Below are 19,375 nucleotides of genomic sequence, written 5' to 3'. Positions count from 1 at the left end.
AGTGGTATGAACGCGCAAAAACCGACAACCCTTTATGAACGCGCTAACGAAGTGGCGGGTTTAAACAGTGTTGTGGACTTGGTTAAGTTATCTGATCAATATCGCCAATCGGCTATTTTGCACTTTGCTGTTGACCAGCAGGTGTTTGATCATACCCAGCTTCCCGTGTCGGCCGAAGACGTTGCAACGCGTTTAGGATGGACCTCAAATAAAGGCAAGATTTTCCTCAATGGCCTGGTGGCCTTGGGGTTACTCAATAAACACGAGGACCGGTTTAGCAATCAGGTCTTGAGTGATCGTTTTTTAGTCAGCAGCAGCCCCGAATTCATTGGCCCCATCATTGCTCACCAGCGCTTGCAGTGGCAGAACTGGCCGCGGCTGGGCGAGATCCTGGCCACTGGCCAATCCATGGATTTCCAGCAGGAAAACCGTTTCAAGCACGACCAGGCCGCACGTGACGCTTTTAACGAAGCGATGGTGCGCTTTAGCCAGCCAATGGTGGATGTGGTGCGTGAACTGCCGATTTTCGATAACGCGCGCAAGGTAATCGATCTGGCAGGCGGGCATGGCACCTATATCGCCGAAATAGCCCGACGTCACCCCACGCTCAAGGGTGAAATCTGGGACTTGGCTGCCACACGCGACGCCGCCCAACACACGCTGGACACCTACAATCTGCATGACCGCTTAACGTTCAAAGAGCGCAACCTGCTCGACTTGGCCAAGTACCAGGGCGAAACCGCTGATGTGGTAATGCTTAACGATTGCCTGCACTACTTCACCCGCGAGCAAACCCGCGACCTGATTGCCTCGGCCAGCCAACTCGTAGCCAAGGGCGGGGCATTGATGATTTTGAGCATGTCGCTGGATGCTAACGAAATCACGCCGGCTCTTTCCGCTGATTTCTCGTTGCACATGATGGTCAATACCGTGAATGGCGAGTTGCACCCCACGCCATGGCTTGCTCAACAGATGAGTGATCAGGGGTTCGAGGTCATGGAAGAAAAACTGGGGCGTTACAGTTTGTTGGTAGGGCGTGGCAAGGGGGAGGTTGCTGACCGTGCTTAAGCTTCTTGCGCTTCAGTCCCCTGCCTGCGCCGCCCGGCATCGTGCCTGGGCCAATGACTTGAGCGCAATTGCCAGCCTGGCCGGGTTTGAGTTTCACCTTGAAGGTGAGGTGCCCGCGCAGATCGATGGCCTCATTTTGTTGTGTGCCTCAGCGAGTGATGAACAGTTCTTTGCCGAGCATTTGCTTAAGTCCCCTGAGCACGCCAAAAACACGGCAGCGGTGGTGATTGCACTGGATGATTATCCGCAGCATGGCTCGCTCGCATTGCTGAACAGTGCACACGCATTTGTTTATCCTCACGGCCTGAATGTGACAAGCCATCAGCCATCAGTGACAGTCAGCGACTGGTTGGCCGGTTTTTCGAAATTTGCCGCCGCCGTCAAAATGTGGCGCTCGCTGGAGGGCATAACGATTGCCTGCGCCAGGGAAGCCGCGTTGGCGCCTCAGGTCAGCCATATCAATATCCTGACCCGCGACCTCGGCGTTTCACAGGCTTTCTATGAGCAGGTGCTGTCGGCCAGATATTGCTACAACCTTGGCCCGCGCAAGATCGTAATGGAACTCAATGGTTTCGATTTCTTCATTGAGTTAAATCCCACGTTCAGCTACCCGCCGGGCTACCACATCGGTTTGCGTGCATTGCCACACGACGTACAGCGCATTGCCGACAAGGTAGCCACCTGGCCCGGGATCAACGTAGTCAAGGGCAATGGTCCAGCTCCAGGCTTTCATCATGGGCCTGACAACGTGCGCACGGCGGTGTATTTCGAAGACCCTGACGGGTTGGTGATTGAGGTGTATTCCTCTGAAATCGAAATGATTGAAACCAACCCGCGCCTGGTCCTCGACCACCTCTAATCGTTGGACAAACGCGCTGATCGGGTAGCCCCTCGCGTCCCGTTCAGCCTGTCTGTGGCTGACAGAGTGAATGTATGAAAACTAAAAAAGCAGGGCACTGGCCTCGATTTTCGAGCCCGCTGCCTAAAGAGGTGACTGACCGTTTTTTGATGGGCTATGCGCCGCATTTTGTGGAGCATCCCATCAGCCGTCAGGTGCAAGGCGCATTGATCGATATGCTGGCGCTGCCGGTCAGTCAATTGCTCAGCATCATCAGCCAGGTTGAGCAGCCTTTGGCGACGCGCATTGCGGCCGGCGAAGTGCTGGGACTCAAAGGCGATCCGCGTATCGACCCCCTCAACCCGCACATGTTGACGGTGCCCGGCGGTACCGTTCAGATCGGGTTGGCGCCTGAGCGTGTGGACCCCGTGATGAGCGCGTTCGAAGGTCTGGGGCTTGATCGCAGCTGGATCGAGAAAGAAACCCCCTGCCATCGGGTTGCACTCGATGAGTACCGGATTGCACGTTATCCGGTGACCAACAGCGAGTATCGGCATTTTTTGCTTGAAACACAGCACCCGGCACTTGCAAGCAGTTGGGCATTCGGCGCTTACCCGCATCATATGGCCAACCATCCGGTGTACAGCGTCGATGCCAGCGATGCGGATGCCTACGCGTGCTGGTTGAGCAAGCGCACCGGGCGTCTGTTCGCCTTGCCCTCTGAAGCACAGTGGGAGCATGCAGCGGCGGGGAGCCAGCGCTTGCAGTTCCCCTGGGGTGAGCACTTTGATGCCACTTTTGCCAACACGGCGGAACTGGGCTTGATGCAAACCACGCCAGTGGGGGTATTCATTGAAGGGGCTTCACCGTTCGGGGTGATGGACATGGCCGGCAACGTTGAAGAGTACGTAGCCCAGGCTTACCACCCTTACCCTGGCGGACCACAGATCCGTGATGACTTGGTGCTGGATGTCGGTGAGCATCGCGTCGCGCGGGGTGGAAGCTTCACCCGTTTCAGAGACCTGGCCCGCACCGCGCGTCGTCATGGCCGTTACCCCCGACCGCTCTATGTCATGGGTTTTCGCTTAGTTGAAAACCTACGTTGATTGTCTGTCATCTGAACTTTTAATTGGGATACCTCATGCACACGCCAGTATCGCGTCATACCAAAGTGCCTATTTCTATTTTGGGCGGCACCATTAATGCGCACTTTTATGGTTTTAAAGGTTTTGATAAGAACAATGAGCATTTTGCCGTGGGGGTTAATACCGACACCGCGGACATCCCTCTTGTTCGCGTGCACTCGGAGTGCATCACCGGTGATGTGTTCGGTTCACAACGCTGCGACTGTGGCCCGCAACTGCAAGAAGCCCTTGAAACGTTGAATGCACAAGGGGGGTATTTGATTTATCTGCGTCAGGAAGGGCGCGGCATTGGTTTGTATTCCAAGTTTGAGACCTACTTATTGCAAGACACCGGGCTGGATACCTATGAGGCCAACTTGCACCTCAATCATCCCGCGGATTCGCGCACGTTTACCCCGGCGGTGGACATGCTCAAAGCCCTTAAGGTGACGCAATGCCGCTTGTTGACCAATAACCCGGAGAAAGTCCAGCAATTGCGCGATGGCGGGATTGATGTGGTGAGTGCAGTGCCTACGGGGGTGTTCCTGACCCAACATAACCGTGGCTATTTGCAATCGAAGGTCACTAAATCCAGTCACTCCATCAAGTTGTAAGGCTTGCTTTCGAAAAGGATTTCACCATGAAACATATAGGTCCTATCAGCGGTATTTCCGCGCATGCCAGTGAGTTCATTGCGACGGCCGGCTATGACAACCAAGTGATTCTGTGGGACGCCAAAACCGGGCGTTCGATTCACCGTGTTACCCACGATCATCTGGCTAACCAATGTGCCTTCAGCGCTGATGGCAAGTACTTGGTCAGCGCCAGCAGTGATTACACCGCACGTATTTGGGAGGTGCCCAGCTTGCGTTTGAAGTCGGTGCTGTCCGGGCATGGCGATGATGTTGAAATGGCGGTTTTTTCACCCGACGGTACGCGTGTCGCCACCTGTTCGCGCGATCACGTACTGCGTATTTTCGACCTGGACGGTACGTTGCTGGGTGAACTGAAGGGGCATGACGCCGACGTGATTTCAGTGGTTTGGTCGCCAGACGGACTGCGCCTGATTTCCAGCAGCGATGACGGCACCGTGCGCCAGTGGGACACAGCCAGCCTGGCGCAGTGTGGCCTGGTAGACATTGGCGGCGTTGAAACTGACACCATCGCAATCACCCGTCAGGGCCTGGTTTTTGCGGGTGACGATGACGGCCGTATTTCATTGATCAGCAATGAGCACGTACGCACGATTCCTGCCCATGAAGCCGGGATCAAGCGCATCGTGTGGAACGACGATAAACAGTTGTTGGTGACGCTCAGTTACGACCGTTCGGCGATTGTCTGGGAACTGGACGCCCAGCAACATCTGATCAAACGCCGTACCACCGCCTTGCCAAGCATTGTCTGGCCGCGTAGCTGCGCCTTTGTCGGCGAAGACAAATTGGTGTTTGCCACCTTTGGCTCGCGCTACGCGACCTGGAATTACGCCGAGGATCAATGGCACGTCGACGGCATCGCCCCGGCCGTGAGTATCAACGCGGTGGTCAACGATGCAGGGCAGCAATACAGCATCGGCGACGCAGGGATGCTGTTCAAAGATAACCAGCCGGTCATGGGCGTGGGCAGCCTGTGCAACTTCCTGTTGCCCTTTGGACCATTGCTATTGTCAGGTGGGCAAATGGGGCAAGTCTTTGATGCGCTGACCGGGCGGCTTCTGTATCAACATCGTTCGCCGCTTAACTGCGCCACTGCGTTTCACAAGGACGGTGTGTTGCACGCCCTTATCGGCACTTACACCGGCGAAGGCCTGGTGTTTGCTCTGGACACGGCACATGGCTTGACGCTGATCGCGTCTATCCCGATGCACGACAACGCAATCAAGGGGGTGGCGGCCAACGACCGACACTTGTTCAGCGTTTGCGCCTCGGCCGCCGTGGCGTTGCACAACATTGACGACTTCAGCAGCGCGCGGCATGTCGAGCAGGCGCACACTCGGATCTCCAATGGTTGCTGCACCGTAGACGGCGGTTTTGCCAGTATCGGTCGCGACCTGAAACTGCGCCTGTGGCTGGGCTCAGGCGATGAGGTCTACGACACGCCACACGTAAACTCGATCAAGTGCATTTGTGCTTCGGCGGATGGTCGTGTCATTGCGACCGCCAACTACAGCGGCACCGTAGCGTTGTTCGATTTACCAAGCCGCACCTGGATAGATGTCGAACGTCCCACCGCCAGTGGCATCTCGTGTTTGAGCCAGGACAAGGACAGCAATGGCTTCATTGCCAGCTCCTATGACGGCAACATTTACACCATCGCCTATCGCCAAGCCTCTTAACGTCACCAGGAGCGGACAATAATGAATAAGCAGACGCAATTTCTGGATGTGCCCACGTATAGAAACGTACTCAACACTTCATTTGTTCATCGTTACGGCAACGGTGAGGACGAGTGGTCATGGGACATAGGCATGGCCAAGGCCGCGCGGGTGTTTCTTGAGCATTTGGGGGATAGAAGCGATCAACTGATTCTTGATGTCGGGGTTGGGCGGGGGCGTGATGCGTCCGAGTTGATACAGGCAGGTCATCGCGTTACCGGTCTGGATATCGTCGAAAACTCCAGTTGGCCTTTGCTGCGCAAACGTTGGGGCGAGCGGCTTGAACTGGTGCCTTGCGCACTGCAAGACTGGCAGCCGACCTTATTACGTCAATTCGATGCGGCGTTGGATAACGGCTGCTTTCACCACCAGCACCCGGAGGAGTGGCAAAGCTATCTGGATGACCTGCGCCGCCATGTTCGCCCAGGGGGCCTGATTGCAATCAACGTATTTGGCGTCGACGCCAGCAACCTGACACCGGGTTGGCGTGAAATGGACAACCGCCGTCAAGGCTACTTTTTTACCGAGCAAGGGATTCGCGACACGCTGGAAGGTTTCGGATTGACTTGGGAGCGGCTCATCACCATCGAACGCCAACATGGCGATGCGGTGTATCTGCTGGCGCTGGTGCGCACTTGATAACGCGACCGACAGTCACACACGTATGCGTTTGAGGGCTTGCCGGGCCTGAATAAGGCCGGAACCCGCACAGGGTTCCGGCTTTTTAATGACGAACGTAACGTGCTCCGAAGGGCTGAGAGTGGTAAATTCTGCGCCCATGAAACTCGTCTCCCTCTTAACGAACACCCGCTTCAAAGCCAAAACGCTGAATGTCGCCGGTTCGTGGGTTGAACTGGGGATGAGTCGTGCGCCAAAGGAACCTTCACATGAATGATTTACTGACTCGCCGCCATGTTGTTCAAGGCCTGGGCTTGCTCAGTCTGGGGTTGCTCGCTGGGTGCGATCCCGGCAGTGGGTTGTCGTACAAGTACGGTAAAGATTTGAGCAATGAGATCCTGGGGCGCAAGTTCAAGCTGCACGACACTCAGGGCAATGACGTCATGCTGGGCAGCTTTCGCGGCATGATGCCCATGATTTTCTTTGGTTTCACCCAATGCCCGGCCGTGTGCCCAACGGCGCTGGCGCGCGCCGCGCAAGTGAAAAAAATGATGGGCCCGGATGGTGACCGGTTGCAGGTGGTGTTCATCACGCTCGATCCTGAGCGCGACACGCCTGCGGTGCTGGATGCCTACGTCAAAGCCTTCGATCCGACCTTTATGGCGCTGTCTGGCACGCTGGAAGAAACCGCTGCCACGGCCAAAGAGTTCAAGGTGTTTTACGAGAAAATCCCGAGTGGCTCGACTTATACGCTTTCACACACGGCCACCAGCTTCGTATTTGATACCCGCGGTGTGCTGCGTCTTGGTTTGTCACCTTCGTTGTCTGCCAAGCAGTGCACCGAAGACTTGCTGACGGTGATGTCGGTCTGCTGATTTAACGCCCCTTTGAAAGAGCCAACCTTATGAAACCTGTTAAGTATCTGATGTTGTCGTTGCTGGGCTTGAGCCTGCACGTTTCGGCGCAAACCACCGTGGATGACGCGTGGGTACGTGCCACTGTGGCTGGCCAGCAAGCCAGTGGTGCCTTCATGCACATTACTTCGACCACGGACAGCAAACTGGTGGAGGTCAAATCCCCTGTGGCCAGGACCGTACAGATCCACGAGATGAAAATGGTCAACGATGTGATGAGCATGGGACCTGTGCCTTTCGTTGCTTTGCCGGCGGGTAAAACCGTCGACATTGAGCCAGAGGGCTATCACGTCATGCTGATTGACCTGGTCGGGCAAATCAAAGAGGGCGACAGCGTGCCACTGACGCTGGTCATTGAGGATGCCAAAGGCGCTCAGCAATCGATTGAGGTCAAGGCCCCGGCCCGCGCGCTCAACGCCGTGTCCAAGCATGATCATGGGGCCATGCACATGTCAGATCACGGCAACATGCACTGATCGTTTTACGGAGTCACGGGCGATATCGCTGAAGTTGTGGACTTCGTGACAGAGGCGCAGGCGCAGATGTTTTCTACGCGTGCGGCGTTGCATACACCTCTGTTTCTGCCCGGCGCCGTCGATTTTTGGCGTCGGCAAGGGTTTACGCTGACGGACATCGAACACGACCCGGTGTGGCATACGACCCATATGGAGCGACGGCTTTTACGCGCCACCTGAAAGATGGCCGTTGAAGGTAAAAAAAGCGGCTGTTCATGGATTTAACTGTTTGCCGGGAAGGCGGGTTTATAGATGTCAAAACCGTTGTTTTATGAAAATTTTCATACGTGGTTAGCCAAAAAAGAGAGCCGTACAGCAGACGTTTTAGGGCTGCTGGTCATTGCGCTAACGGGGGGCTTCGCTGTCTATGCCTGTTTGGTGTTCACAGATTGGTGGCAGAGCTATCTGGCGCTGATGATCTTTTATGCAGGCTTTAATATCGCGCTCTTTTCGGGGATAAAACCTGCGCCCTGGGAAGGCAGTATTGTCTTTGCTTTTTTTCTGGCCGTGGCGCTGATTTACATCTTTCTGTTTGCGGTTCTTTATCAGAGACACTGCCTGTTAGACATCCCGACTACGTGCGGAGCCTACTCAGTGCTGCAAAGTCCCTTGAAAGAGGACTATCTCTACGCGTCCACTGTCGTGTTCACAACGCTGGGTTTTGGCGACATTCTGCCCAAGGCCGGGGCGGGACGTATTGTTGTGGCGACCCAGGCCCTGGTCGGGATGACGTACAGCGCGACCGCGATATTGATCATTTTGGGACGCGCGGGCTGGTATTCAGCCAGGGGCGAGTCAGCGGCACAGCCAATCCTTAATGACCGCGAACATGCACAGGTTCAGACGGACAGGTTTGCCCACACGTCGAAAGCGCTGGAAGACATGTCGACGTTGCTGAGTGCTCTGAGTACTAAAGTGGACACCGTTAACAATCAATTGGTCAGCCTCAAGCGATACGCGCTGTGGGCAAGCTTTGCCTTGATTGTGTTGTCATTTTTTGCAGGCATGGCCCTGGGTCATAAGTTTTAAGGGGGGGGGGCGAGGAAACATCGATCCCCTCGCCTTGAATGATTCAGAGCCTGCCACTGAGCGGGTATTCAATGGCAAGCCGTATCTGGTCCGTGTCCAGTTCGGCCTGTGCGGCGTTGCCCCGGTGGACGTTGTGGCGCAGTGACAGCAGGGTGCCCTTGGCGGCGCCGCTCTGTATGACGTAACGCGCCTCCAGGTCCCGCTCCCAATGCTTGCCATGTTTGCCATAGCCCAAGTAGGCATAGCCGCCGCGCGGGTCCACATGGCTGCCGTCGATATCACTGCCACGCACATAGGCTGCGCTGAACATCAATCCGGGCAGGCCCCAGGGCGACATGTCCAGATCGTAGCGGGCTTGCCATGACTGTTCGTTGGGTGCGTTGAAGTCAGACAACTGAACGGCGTTGGTAATGAAAATGGCACCTCGGGTCACGTAGTCAAACGGTGTGCTGCCGTGTACTTTTTGGTAACCGAGGCTGACACTGTGCGGCCCTTGGGAGTAGGTAGAGAGTGCGCTCCAAGTCGTGTTGTCGATGCTACCTGACAGCGCTTTGCCTTCATCGGTTGTGCGATAAAGGTTGAAGTTGAATGTCAACGCGCGTTTAGCATCAATCGCGTGGCTAAAGATCGCACCCAGATAGTGCTGGTTCCAGGTGTTCTCATAGCGTGAGGTGTAGAGGCTGGCGCTGAAGTTTTTGCGCGGGGTATAAACCACGCCTGCCAGGTTAAAGGCATCGCGTTTGAGCGCATTGGAGTAGTTCACCACAAAGCCTTGATCGTGGCTGCTGGCGTTACGGTCGGTGCTCTCAGTGAAATGCCCGCCGACCATTTTAAGGTCTGCAAACTCATGGCTGACGGCGAAGACCCCGGTTGCTGTCTCGGGAAGCAAACGGCTGTCGGAAGAGCTGAAGACTGGCGTTTTGACCCGCTGTTCGCCGTAGGACACCGCGGTATTGGACATGCGCAGCTTAAGTGCTGCTCCGCCTCGGCTAAAGTTGTCCTTGGGGTAACCTTCGTTGTCCAGCCCCAGCAAGCGCGCCTTGCCAGCCCGTCCGCCACCGCTGTCGAGTTTGACGCCTTGGTAGGCGTGCGCATCGACCCCTACGCCAATCAACCCTTGTGTGAAACCTGATTGCAGGGTGGCCATCAAACCGTAGGCCCATTCTTCGGCATAGCCATTACGCTCGGCCTTAGGTTTGTAGGCGTTACGGGCGCCGCTGTTGCGAGCGCCATGCTGGTAGTCTCGGCGGTCGTACACTGTGCGGTTAATCACGTTCCAGGTGCTATCTTCGATCAAACCCTGGCTTTGGGATTGAATGGAGTCAGCCAGAGTGATCGGGCTGACGAACACCATCAGCATCGCGGCCCGAGTGTGCAGCGCCGTCATTGCGCAACCTGTTGTTCAAACGCGGCACTCAGGCGATCGAGCGCCAGCTTTGGCAGTGTGGGCGCAATCTGTAAGTAACTCGATTCATGCAGCATGCTTCTCGTGGCGCCACAGGTGAGCATTTTCACTTCATGGGGCTGGGCTGCAACCGACGCGCATAGCAATGCATTGGTCGGAAACAGGGGCAGGGAGCAACGTCGCATGTTCATTCATCCAAAAACAGTTCAAGAAGTTCGAAAGCGCAGGGTCTGTGCGCCATCCACGGGTATCCCTTCAAAAATACTTGAGCCAGGTGATGTCACGTCGACGGCTTTTTAACCCGGCAAACCAGCGCACCGGCCAATACAGAGCAGTGACCAGCGCAATGGCGGTGAGCCAGACAGCGCCAATGCCGTCAAAACCAAAGTAGGCGCCGTGATTCAGTCCAAACGCTGCAACGCAGAGCACATACAGCACTTTGAGCACATACAGGTGCAACAGATAGAAGAACATCGGTGCGCCACCCAATACCGCGAGTGTGCTGAGCCATTTGTGTTGCTGGGCACGTTCAAACGCCAACAGCAGCAAGAGCCCAACGCCCAGCGTAAGTGTCAGGAACAGCAACGAAGGCGGGTATTTGGTGATGTTGAAAAAGCTCATCAGCGTATGGGTGACATTCCCGTAGTTCGTCCATTGCGCCTCGCCATAACCGTTGAGCCAACGTAACGCGACAAAACCCATCAGTAGACCTGTACCCGTCAACAACAAGTAACGCTGACGGACGTGGGCTGAAATCGAGCGTGTAAACCACGGGCCTACGCAATAACCGAGCGCGATGACACCGATCCACGGCAGCACAGGGTAGGAGGTGCGCAGTCGCAAGGTGTCCGAGAACTCGATCCAGCCCCGGTCATGCAAAATTGCCCACGGCACGTGCAGATCAGAACCCACCGCAAAGTGCACTGTGTCGAGCAGGTTATGCCCGGCCACGATGACGAGGCCCACAACAAACAACGCGGGACGGGGTAACCAGACCAAGGCTGAGAGCGCAATCATGCTGATACCAATGGCCCAGATGACTTGCAGGTAAATCACGCTGGGCGGGAACTGGAAGGTCCAGGCGAAGTTGACCAGCGTGAACTCCAGCACCACCAGAAACAGGCCGCGCTTAAACAGAAAAGCGGAGACATCGCGCTTGCCCTGATATTTCTCGCCGTAGAGATACGCGGACAACCCCGTGAGCAGAACAAACACCGGGGCACACAAATGGGCGAGGGTACGGCTGACAAACAGGGCAGGTTCGGTGCTGTCAATGCTCATTGGGTCAGCGACCTGTCGGTGCAGCAAGAAGGTCTCGCGCACGTGGTCCAGCAGCATGAGCACAATCACCAGACCGCGCAGGGCGTCAATGGACAGCAGGCGTTGGTGAATGGGAGGTGCAGCAGTGGGAGCGTTATTCATTGAAGGATCGCAAGCAAGGATTGTGGGAATGAACGTGCAAGGGCGAACATGAATTAATAGTTATCTTATAACATTCCCAATTCGATTGACCATCGTTCATTCCACCGAGCCTGGACCCTGCTCATCAATGCCTCAGCACAAGAGCTTGTGCTGAGGTTGTGATGGGCTGATTCGGCGACCACCGAGGCAAGGCACAAGAACCGCAGGCTGCAGTGGGTTGGCACGTCTGCCCGAGCACGCGGTCAATGGCTGTAACGGCCCATTTTCCTTGAGGATCGCTGCCATGCCCGAGACACCGTTCCCCGATGTGTTGCCGCCCGACCTGCATTATGTCGACGACACGCAGCCTGGAATCACCCGTAAAAGGTCACGTGGGAAATTTCGTTATTTCGATCCCGAAGGCCGACGCATTGTTGATCCGGGCGAAATTAAACGTATCAATGCCCTTGCGGTGCCGCCCGCGTATATCGAGGTATGGATCTGCGCCGATCCACGCGGGCATCTTCAAGCCACGGGGCGTGATGCCCGAGGGCGCAAGCAATACCGTTATCACTCGCGCTGGCGTGAAGTGCGCGATGCCAGTAAATACTCGCGTCTGCGCGAATTCGGGCGGGCCCTGCCCAAGCTGCGCAAGCAATTGGAAGCGCGCCTCGCCACACCGGGCTTCAGTCGGGACAAGGTGATGGCCACGGTAATCACTTTGCTCGACGCGACCCTCATCCGCGTCGGTAACACCCAATACGCCAAAGACAATCGCTCTTATGGGCTAACGACCTTGCGCAGCCGCCATGTTGAGGTCAGTGGCACCACGATTAAATTTCAGTTTCGCGGCAAAAGCGGAGTCGAGCATCAAATCTCAGTCAAGGACCGCAGGCTGGCGGGGATCATCAAACGTTGCCTGGAGATTCCGGGGCAAAACCTGTTTCAGTATCTGGACGAAGAGGGGGCACGCCACAGCATCACGTCCTCTGATGTTAACGCCTATCTGCACACCTTGACCGGCGCTGATTTCACCGCCAAGGACTTTCGTACCTGGGCCGGCAGCGCATTAGCGTTGTCTGTCTTGCGAGGCCTGCAATGGGAGCCTGAGGCAGACGCCAAACGCTACGTGGTTGATATGGTGAAAAACGTCGCTAAACACTTGGGAAACACCCCGGCGGTGTGTCGCAAGTGCTATATCCACCCGGCCGTGCTAGAGGGGTTCATATCAGGCGCACTGGCTGATTTGCCCACGCCAAGGGTACGCAAAGGGCTAAAAGTGCAGGAAGTGGGACTGGCAATGTTCCTCGATACTCTGTTGCATACCCAGGCCAAAGGCGGTGATGCCTGACCATTATCGAAAGTTCGGCACTCTGGCGCGCTGTAAGGGTCTACCCCTCAAGCCTGACGCTCATTGCAGCAGCACAGGCATGAATACGGTCTATTGCGTCCTAAAGAGGTTAACCATGCGAAATACCCTTTGTGCATCACTCATTGCCGGCTTTTTATGCGCAGCCCCCTTTGTTGCGCAGGCCGCAGATGACACCGCCAGCGATTGCAAGAAAGGCTCCATATTGGCCACATCCATGGATCACCACACGTGCTACACCAGTGGGGACAAGGCGCCTGATCAATACACCCGCGAGGAAAATGCACTTAAAAACTGGAAAGCCAAAGGCCTACCAAAACCTGACGAAGACGCCCAGTGGGTCGAGTTCAGCCGTCATTACGTGCTGGTCAACCGCGTTAACGCGGTGATTATGCAAATACGCGCACTGGATGGCACGGTCGTAAGCCAGTAAGCCGACGGGGAAGGGCCGCTGAGCACAGCGGCTCTGCCGTTACTGTGGGCCGTAGCACTTTTTTTATGGTTGATTGTAAAATGCCATTATTCGCATGTGTCTGGCATGCCAAGGATTAATGGTTGAGGAAGGGAGGGCAAGATGCCGTCTTTTGCCTTACTTACAATGGATACGGCAATGATTTTGGTCCATATTTTTGTGGCGGAACATAAGGCGTTAAAGAACCTTAATATTCCTATTAATGGCAGTTTTAACTGCACTTACAGTCTGGGTTGTTTAAAGCTGTTTAAAAAAGAAGAGACGACGTGGTTTTACAGTGATCATCATTGTACGGCCGTGATTGGGCCTAATGGCGCGGGCAAGAGCAGCACACTGGAAGTACTGGAGTTGCTCAGTGGTGAGAGTGACTCCAGAGCGCTGGTGGTGTTTTTTGATCGTGTTGAGGCCCGCTATCACTTATGCAAGATCAACATGACAGTTGACGAGCTGGGGTGGGTTGAGTCAGATGCCGAGATTTTTCATGTGCCAGACAATCAGGGGTTTCTGTTCGATAACAACGTACATGTTGTAAAAATCAATACGCTTTCCGGTGAATACGGTGGGTTGAATTTCTCCAAAACCAAGACCCCGAAATTCATTCATGATTTGAGTCTGCGGGAAAATGTGAAAAGTACGCCCCGTAAAAAGCGTTATTTTGAGAAGCTGTTAAGTTATTTCAATAATGCCTCTGATCGTGATGAGTTCATGGAACAGGTCAGTTTTGAATTCACATTTTCATCGTCTTCCTTGAGTATTGTTGAGCGTGTTATTCGGCGAGACCCAGCAACGACTAAACACAGTGATGAACTGCTTTCCAAATGGGAACATATCGATTATTCACCCGTATTGAGTGAATTGGGAATCGGCGTACCTAGCGTGTTCCAACGCCTGTTGGGTATGAACGTACTCTCGATCCTCAGTGCACTCAGTAAAGTGTTGGGCGCACAAGACGATGTTTTGTCTCGCTTGCTTCATCAGTACAGTGTCGTGATAAGGGATAACGCTGACAGCTTGAGCGTCTCTAATTGTTTGAGGCGAGCGCTGCAGAAGCTGGCCTATTCAGAGTGGGTACGCTTTTCCAAAAATGGACTTCGCGTCGAACACATGAATAAGGTGCTAGAAGGCTATCTCAATATATTTGAACGGATCGCCACCCTTATAATTGACCATTGTTATGACGGAGAATATCTGAACTTGCGCAGGGTCAAGACAGATGACTATGCGACCATCGAAGAGTTGACCGAGGTCATCCAGCGACTGCCTGCAAATATCGCTGCAAACATAAAGTGGGGTTGGCGGGGTATCAGCAGTGGTGAGCTGGCACGTGCGCATGTATTCTCCGAGAGCTATCACTATTTGACGACTGCCCCACCCCAAGCCAATCATATTTTTCTGCTGGACGAGGCCGATCTCTATTTGCACCCCGAATGGCAACGGACGTTTTTGCATGAGTTTTTATCTCACCTGTGGTACTTGGAGCAGAGCCGAGGTGTCAGAAAGCCTCAGGTTATTATCTGCACCCATTCGCCGATCATGATCAGTGACTTTTTGCCTGACGATATTGTGTCGCTCGCCAAAAATGAAGACGGCGATATTGAAGTGACCCCGTCCTCAGGATTTGGTAATAGCATTGCCGATATTTATATGAATGGCATGCACCTGACATCGACCTTTGGAGAGCACGCACAGCGAAAAATTGCGCACTTGTTGCAGGCAGCCAAACAAGGGCAATTAACCTCCCAAGACCGCGCGCTGATTGAAAAACTGCCGGGCACTCCCATCAAGAACTATTTTCTCTATCATGATCAAAATCAATAAAGTCTACGCGGATGCATTCATCCAGACGTACGTTGAGTACGCCTTGGAAGATGTGCTGTATCCCAAAATAGTTAACCTGCTCAACAAGGTCCCTCTCGACGAGCAGGCCAAGGCGAGAGGGGTGTTCACTAAAGACTACTTGAAGGGGCTGCTGATTGCTCCACCCGCCCTGTTTGAAGCCAAAATTGAAGAGCTGTTTGCATTGTTCCCGATGCTTGCCGAGCGGTATTGTTACGCCTATCTGCTGACGGAATCGGACCTGGCGTTCGATGCCGTTAACCTCGATATACAGTCGGCGGCTGGGAAAGACGCTTTTGATCTGGCTGTGATTAAAGCCATTCACGAATTGCGGATTTTAACCGACCGGTACACGCTGTGCTTAACGCCTCATATTATTGAACAGCTGGAGTCCGACCTGCCGCGGCATAAAAAAAAGCGCTACCTGTGTCGATTAGAAAACGCCAAGCGCGGTCACTCGCAAGTCACCGACGCCGATAAAGAGCGCTTTCCAACCTGGATACAGGTATTCAAAGATTGTTTTGATTACGAAGCTGTCTCTGAACAATTTGGTATGGCGATCACGGGTCAACTCGCCCTGACGGTCTGTCCCTATTGCGCGCTGGAGGAGATCCAGACGTATTCCGCTATTTCGGTACGTCCTGACCTTGATCACTTTTATCCCAAGACGCGCTTCCCGTTCCTGGCGATTTCTTTGTTCAATTTGATCCCGGCGGGATCGATCTGTAATCAAAAACACAAAAGAAACAGCTCCATGCTCGGCCACATGAATCCTTATATCGACAGCCTTGAGGGCGCGAGTGTGTTCAGGGTCGGGTTTGTGCCTGACGGTAACGAGGCTCAAACGCTTACCTTTGATGTGGTGCCACAAAATGAGCCCTTCAAGGATAAAAACATTGAGCTTTTCAAAATCAAGGGCCTGTACAACGGAAATGAAAATTTACGCGCCTGGTATCTGGATACCTATAAGTTGCGAGAGTTTTTGAAGGGGCAGGGTGTAGACCTCAGTGCTGTGAACTTCAACTCGCCCCTCCATGCCGCGGTGCTCGATCTGAGCCGTCCCACTACCAAAGTGTCAGCGCAAAAATTTAAAGTCGAGGCCATCAACGACCTGTTTGAACAAGCGTTGCAAGTGGTCAGCCAGCCTGAACATTAAGCGCTACGCGTGTTGCCCTCTTGGTGCTGTAAGACCCGACAACCCATCAGCCGTGAATGATCTGAATATGTTGTAACTGCCCGTATCCCATCACAAAACGCGTACCGAATATGGCATGTCGATGGCGCTTGATATCTACACTTTTTAATCATTGTGCAGTTCAGGAATCCGATCATGACTCACCATTTGCATCACCATACCCCTTCGCTCGGCGCGTTCGATCCGCGCGGTTTAGAAGTGCGTTGCGTGGCATACCACCGTCGTTCAACAGCGCAACCTCCTGAGGCACGTATAAGCCGGCAGTCTTACACCGCTTCAGGCTTTCTATGTGAACAATGGGATGCGCGCTTGGGCGCGCTGCACGAAAAAGACCCGAGCCTCCAACCGAATCAACGCACTGTTTTCTCACTTTCGGGTTACGTGTTGTGCTGCCGTAATCTGGATCAAGGGCCGCGTATTGTCAGGGTAGGGGCGAGTAATCAGGTGCTGGAACGTTGGGATGGTGCCGGTACCCGACATCGCTATGAATACGATTCGCTTTTGCGTCTGACTGCGGTATTTGAACAACCCGCCAATGCGCCGCAGCCAAGGTGCGCAGAGCGCTTCAGCTATGCCCAAGCATCCGATGAAGAAGCGGCGGGCAATGGCTGTGGCCGTTTGAGACGTCATGATGATCCCGCAGGGACGTTGCTGTATGAGCACTACGATCTGTGGGGAAATACCACGGCGCAGTCGCGACGATTTTGCCTGGATTTGGCGGAGGAAGCGGATTGGCCGTTGTTGCCAGCGTTACGAGATCTGGCGCTTGAACACCACGCTTATGCCACTCAATGCCAGTACGGCGCCTTAGGGCAATTAGTGGCTCAGACGGATGCCAAGGGCTATCGACAAGTGCCGCGTTATGGGGTGGATGGTTTGTTGGCATCCATAGCGGTCACGTTACGCAGGGGTGTTAGCCGCACGGTGTTGCAGCAGCGCCATTACAGCGCAAGCGGCAACGTTGAGAGGGAATATGCGGGGAATGGCATGCGCAGTGTGCTGGCTTACGATGGGGCTACAGATCAATTGCTAAGGTGTACAACTTACCGTGATGGTCAGCTTGATTTGCCCTTACAGGACCTGAGTTATACCTACGACCCCGTTGGGCAAGTACTCAGCATTCGTGACACAGCACAACAGACGCAGTGGTTGGACAACACGCAAATCGAGGCATCCTGTACGTATGCGTACGACACGCTCTATCAATTGATAACGGCGACCGGACGTGAGAATGCCCAGCAAAACCACGGTCCGGGCTTGCCGGGGCGAGTGGATTTTGGTTCGAGTATCGTCGGGCGTTGCCGCCACTATCGCCAACATTACGCTTACGATGCAGGCGGAAACCTTGTTTCTCTGCAACACCTGCCCTCGCAAGGGAGCGGCTATACGCGGCACATGAGTGTCTCAAGCAAGAGCAATCACAGTTTGGCCCAGGACGCAGGCTTTTCATCGGCGCCAATGTTAGGCAGCGGGTTTGATCTCAATGGTAATCAGCAGGCCCTACAGCAAGGCCAGACCTTGCACTGGACGTTGCGCGATCAACTACAGCGCGTGACTCAAGTGGTGCGTGTGGATGGGGCAAACGATGACGAAGTCTATCGCTACGATGGAAGTGGCCAGCGAATACTCAAAGCGCGTGTGTATAACGCTCACCGCAAGGTTCACCGTTCTGAGACTCGCTATTTGCCGGGGCTGGAGATTCGACGCAACAGTGCAACAGGCGAATGGTTGAATGTTGTGACGGTAGAGGGCGATCTTTGCAGCGTGCGTGTTTTGCTGTGGGAGCAAGGTCTTCCTTCCGGTATGGAGGATGGCCAGATGCGTTACAGCCTTTCGACGCACTTAGGCAGTCGTACATTGGAGCTGGATCAAGATGCGCGTCTGCTTAGCCAGGAAGACTACTACCCGTATGGCGGCACCTCATGGCTGGCTTCTAAAAACGCCATTGAAGCCAGCTATAAAACGTTGCGCTTTTCGGGCAAGGAGCGCGATGCCAGTGGCTTGTACTACTTTGGTTATCGTTATTACGCGCCTTGGTTGTTTCGCTGGATCAGCGCAGACCCTGCCGGTGATATTGACGGTTTGAATTTGTACTGCATGGCGAACGGTAACCCGGTCAATCGCCGTGACGCCCAAGGCTTGCAAAGCAATGATGTGGCTGTTCCCAAAAGCCGAACGGTGTCCCTGCGTAGCTATATTGCACAGGTGTCGAGTGCGGTCAGGTCTCGTGTGCAAATCGGGAGTTCGGCGGCCATTCGTGACGCCTTGTCGACCTACATCAGCAACGCCTTGAGCACAGGTCTGGATGTTGCTCTTTTTGAGGGGGTACAGCCCACTGCGGCACTTAACAATGCCTTGAGAAGCACGGTGGCTTTACTTGATGCCCTCGCCATGTTGCATATGACAAGTGGCTTGTTGGGGAATGCAGTGCGCTGGAGTCCTTTCATTGGTTTTGCAGTAGCCGCTGCCTCTGATATAGGGTTTGAGCACCGCGCGGGCGTTGAAGCAGGGGACACAGACCAAGTGTGGGACCCGGTGGCGCGACAGCGGCTAGGTGGCCACCTGCGTGCTTTTTCACGCGAAATAGTGCAGCAGTCGCTGCGTGGCCTGGGTGATAACGCGCCCTGGGGGCAGACACCGCTTGGCGCGAGGGTGCCAAGAACATTGATGGCCTCTGCTGCCTATGGTTTGGCAACGGTGCCCAACGCCATTTTTGCTGGCTCTATACCTGCTCCGCTGATCCCTAATATTGCCCCCCTGATAGAAGCTTACGATGGCGCAGCAGGCGCCATTATCCGCAGTGGCCATACCTCGGTGCGGCTTGAGCGGCATCAGCAAACCCTTCAACTCCCACCTCTGACCGACACGCTGCATGGCGGAGTGAGTCGAATGTTCAATCAAACATGGACGTACTGGGCGGGTGTGGGGATTGAGGCGGTTGCCGCTTATGTCACAGGCTCACCTGCAACTGCACAAAGTGCTCGCACGCGCACTTGGGTGGGGGTTGCGCGGGGCATCGTGTCGGCAATTACTGAGGTGCGGGGGGTACTCTTGCAAACAGCCAGGGCAGGCTTCAGCAATATTGCGCGTTTGTGGCGACCCTCTCGAGCGTGATATCCGTTTGTTTGAGCGCCTGGGTGGTAATCGCTAGCGGCTGGCCGGGATACGCCGCCCCCACTGATGACCTGTAAAACTGGCTTGGCCGGCAACCGTCGTGATC

Annotated in this window: 17 protein-coding genes and 1 pseudogene; 15 read left to right on the top strand and 3 right to left on the bottom strand. The window is 54.7% G+C overall.

Annotation, left to right across the window (positions count from 1 at the left end):
• The first annotated feature begins 6 nt into the window (after window positions 1-6).
• From GYN01_RS11330 to GYN01_RS11285, 10 genes and pseudogenes are all read left to right on the top strand, one after another.
• Window positions 7-1,068: a methyltransferase gene (locus tag GYN01_RS11330; protein WP_048364875.1), complete on the top strand. Its 1,062-nt coding sequence runs from the start codon at window positions 7-9 to the stop codon at window positions 1,066-1,068.
• On the top strand, window positions 1,061-1,927 hold the full coding sequence (locus tag GYN01_RS11325) for a VOC family protein (protein ID WP_053221360.1): 867 nt from the start codon (window positions 1,061-1,063) through the stop codon (window positions 1,925-1,927). Before GYN01_RS11330 ends, GYN01_RS11325 begins: the two co-directional genes overlap by 8 nt.
• 74 nt (window positions 1,928-2,001) lie before the next feature.
• On the top strand, window positions 2,002-3,012 hold the full coding sequence (locus GYN01_RS11320) for a formylglycine-generating enzyme family protein (protein ID WP_203307079.1): 1,011 nt from the start codon (window positions 2,002-2,004) through the stop codon (window positions 3,010-3,012).
• 35 nt (window positions 3,013-3,047) lie between these two features.
• Window positions 3,048-3,644, top strand: coding sequence for a GTP cyclohydrolase II RibA (ribA, locus tag GYN01_RS11315; RefSeq protein WP_048364873.1), 597 nt, complete (start codon window positions 3,048-3,050; stop codon window positions 3,642-3,644).
• Between the two features lie 26 nt (window positions 3,645-3,670).
• Window positions 3,671-5,362, top strand: coding sequence for a WD40 repeat domain-containing protein (locus tag GYN01_RS11310; protein WP_203307078.1), 1,692 nt, complete (start codon window positions 3,671-3,673; stop codon window positions 5,360-5,362).
• 21 nt (window positions 5,363-5,383) lie between these two features.
• Complete coding sequence (locus tag GYN01_RS11305; RefSeq protein ID WP_203307077.1) at window positions 5,384-6,040, top strand: class I SAM-dependent methyltransferase; 657 nt, start codon at window positions 5,384-5,386, stop codon at window positions 6,038-6,040.
• Window positions 6,041-6,288: 248 nt separating this feature from the next.
• Window positions 6,289-6,894 (top strand): SCO family protein, encoded by a 606-nt coding sequence (locus GYN01_RS11300; protein ID WP_048364870.1) that lies wholly within the window; start codon window positions 6,289-6,291, stop codon window positions 6,892-6,894.
• Window positions 6,895-6,923: 29 nt separating this feature from the next.
• A complete protein-coding gene (locus GYN01_RS11295) occupies window positions 6,924-7,409 on the top strand; it encodes a copper chaperone PCu(A)C (protein ID WP_048364869.1) in 486 nt (161 codons plus the stop codon).
• A gap of 87 nt (window positions 7,410-7,496) precedes the next feature.
• Window positions 7,497-7,628: pseudogene (locus GYN01_RS11290) on the top strand (GNAT family N-acetyltransferase); the annotation flags it as partial.
• 72 nt (window positions 7,629-7,700) lie between these two features.
• Window positions 7,701-8,477, top strand: a complete 777-nt coding sequence (locus tag GYN01_RS11285) for an ion channel (RefSeq protein WP_048401967.1) — start codon at window positions 7,701-7,703, stop codon at window positions 8,475-8,477.
• 43 nt (window positions 8,478-8,520) lie between these two features.
• On the opposite strand, the gene GYN01_RS11280 is transcribed toward GYN01_RS11285, so the two are convergent.
• The 3 genes from GYN01_RS11280 to GYN01_RS11270 form a co-directional block, all read right to left on the bottom strand.
• Window positions 8,521-9,864, bottom strand: a complete 1,344-nt coding sequence (locus GYN01_RS11280) for an OprD family porin (RefSeq protein WP_203307076.1) — start codon at window positions 9,862-9,864, stop codon at window positions 8,521-8,523.
• On the bottom strand, window positions 9,861-10,067 hold the full coding sequence (locus tag GYN01_RS11275) for a cupredoxin domain-containing protein (RefSeq protein WP_203307075.1): 207 nt from the start codon (window positions 10,065-10,067) through the stop codon (window positions 9,861-9,863). The genes GYN01_RS11280 and GYN01_RS11275 overlap by 4 nt, the downstream gene beginning before the upstream one ends.
• Window positions 10,068-10,137: 70 nt before the next feature.
• On the bottom strand, window positions 10,138-11,304 hold the full coding sequence (locus GYN01_RS11270) for an acetyltransferase domain-containing protein (RefSeq protein WP_203307074.1): 1,167 nt from the start codon (window positions 11,302-11,304) through the stop codon (window positions 10,138-10,140).
• 283 nt (window positions 11,305-11,587) lie between these two features.
• Between GYN01_RS11270 and GYN01_RS11265 the strand changes: the two genes are divergently transcribed.
• The 5 genes from GYN01_RS11265 (at window position 11,588) to GYN01_RS11245 (ending at window position 19,269) form a co-directional block, all read left to right on the top strand.
• Window positions 11,588-12,634, top strand: coding sequence for a DNA topoisomerase IB (locus GYN01_RS11265; protein WP_203307073.1), 1,047 nt, complete (start codon window positions 11,588-11,590; stop codon window positions 12,632-12,634).
• Between the two features lie 115 nt (window positions 12,635-12,749).
• Window positions 12,750-13,085 carry an RcnB family protein gene (locus tag GYN01_RS11260; RefSeq protein WP_048401971.1) on the top strand — a complete coding sequence of 112 codons (336 nt, stop codon included), beginning with the start codon at window positions 12,750-12,752 and terminating at the stop codon, window positions 13,083-13,085.
• A gap of 141 nt (window positions 13,086-13,226) precedes the next feature.
• A complete protein-coding gene (locus tag GYN01_RS11255) occupies window positions 13,227-14,942 on the top strand; it encodes an AAA family ATPase (RefSeq protein WP_203307072.1) in 1,716 nt (571 codons plus the stop codon).
• On the top strand, window positions 14,926-16,116 hold the full coding sequence (locus GYN01_RS11250; RefSeq protein ID WP_048401973.1) for a hypothetical protein: 1,191 nt from the start codon (window positions 14,926-14,928) through the stop codon (window positions 16,114-16,116). Before GYN01_RS11255 ends, GYN01_RS11250 begins: the two co-directional genes overlap by 17 nt.
• Window positions 16,117-16,290: 174 nt before the next feature.
• Window positions 16,291-19,269, top strand: coding sequence for an RHS repeat-associated core domain-containing protein (locus tag GYN01_RS11245; protein WP_203307071.1), 2,979 nt, complete (start codon window positions 16,291-16,293; stop codon window positions 19,267-19,269).
• Window positions 19,270-19,375: the final 106 nt, after the last annotated feature.

The organism is Pseudomonas weihenstephanensis, assembly GCF_016812185.1.
GTDB lineage: Bacteria > Pseudomonadota > Gammaproteobacteria > Pseudomonadales > Pseudomonadaceae > Aquipseudomonas > Aquipseudomonas weihenstephanensis.
Note: the sequence above shows the minus strand (reverse complement) of the source record. Positions and strands in the feature narration are given on the sequence as shown.

Bases quoted from the DNA above. Each gene is read 5' to 3' on its own strand.
- GYN01_RS11330 (WP_048364875.1), top strand. From the start codon at position 7: ATGAACGCGCAAAAACCGACAACCCTTTATGAACGCGCTAACGAAGTG.
- GYN01_RS11320 (WP_203307079.1), top strand. From the start codon at position 2,002: ATGAAAACTAAAAAAGCAGGGCACTGGCCTCGATTTTCGAGCCCGCTG.
- ribA (WP_048364873.1), top strand. From the start codon at position 3,048: ATGCACACGCCAGTATCGCGTCATACCAAAGTGCCTATTTCTATTTTG.
- GYN01_RS11310 (WP_203307078.1), top strand. From the start codon at position 3,671: ATGAAACATATAGGTCCTATCAGCGGTATTTCCGCGCATGCCAGTGAG.
- GYN01_RS11305 (WP_203307077.1), top strand. From the start codon at position 5,384: ATGAATAAGCAGACGCAATTTCTGGATGTGCCCACGTATAGAAACGTA.
- GYN01_RS11300 (WP_048364870.1), top strand. From the start codon at position 6,289: ATGAATGATTTACTGACTCGCCGCCATGTTGTTCAAGGCCTGGGCTTG.
- GYN01_RS11295 (WP_048364869.1), top strand. From the start codon at position 6,924: ATGAAACCTGTTAAGTATCTGATGTTGTCGTTGCTGGGCTTGAGCCTG.
- GYN01_RS11285 (WP_048401967.1), top strand. From the start codon at position 7,701: ATGTCAAAACCGTTGTTTTATGAAAATTTTCATACGTGGTTAGCCAAA.
- GYN01_RS11280 (WP_203307076.1), bottom strand. From the start codon at position 9,864: ATGACGGCGCTGCACACTCGGGCCGCGATGCTGATGGTGTTCGTCAGC.
- GYN01_RS11275 (WP_203307075.1), bottom strand. From the start codon at position 10,067: ATGCGACGTTGCTCCCTGCCCCTGTTTCCGACCAATGCATTGCTATGC.
- GYN01_RS11270 (WP_203307074.1), bottom strand. From the start codon at position 11,304: ATGAATAACGCTCCCACTGCTGCACCTCCCATTCACCAACGCCTGCTG.
- GYN01_RS11265 (WP_203307073.1), top strand. From the start codon at position 11,588: ATGCCCGAGACACCGTTCCCCGATGTGTTGCCGCCCGACCTGCATTAT.
- GYN01_RS11260 (WP_048401971.1), top strand. From the start codon at position 12,750: ATGCGAAATACCCTTTGTGCATCACTCATTGCCGGCTTTTTATGCGCA.
- GYN01_RS11255 (WP_203307072.1), top strand. From the start codon at position 13,227: ATGCCGTCTTTTGCCTTACTTACAATGGATACGGCAATGATTTTGGTC.
- GYN01_RS11250 (WP_048401973.1), top strand. From the start codon at position 14,926: ATGATCAAAATCAATAAAGTCTACGCGGATGCATTCATCCAGACGTAC.
- GYN01_RS11245 (WP_203307071.1), top strand. From the start codon at position 16,291: ATGACTCACCATTTGCATCACCATACCCCTTCGCTCGGCGCGTTCGAT.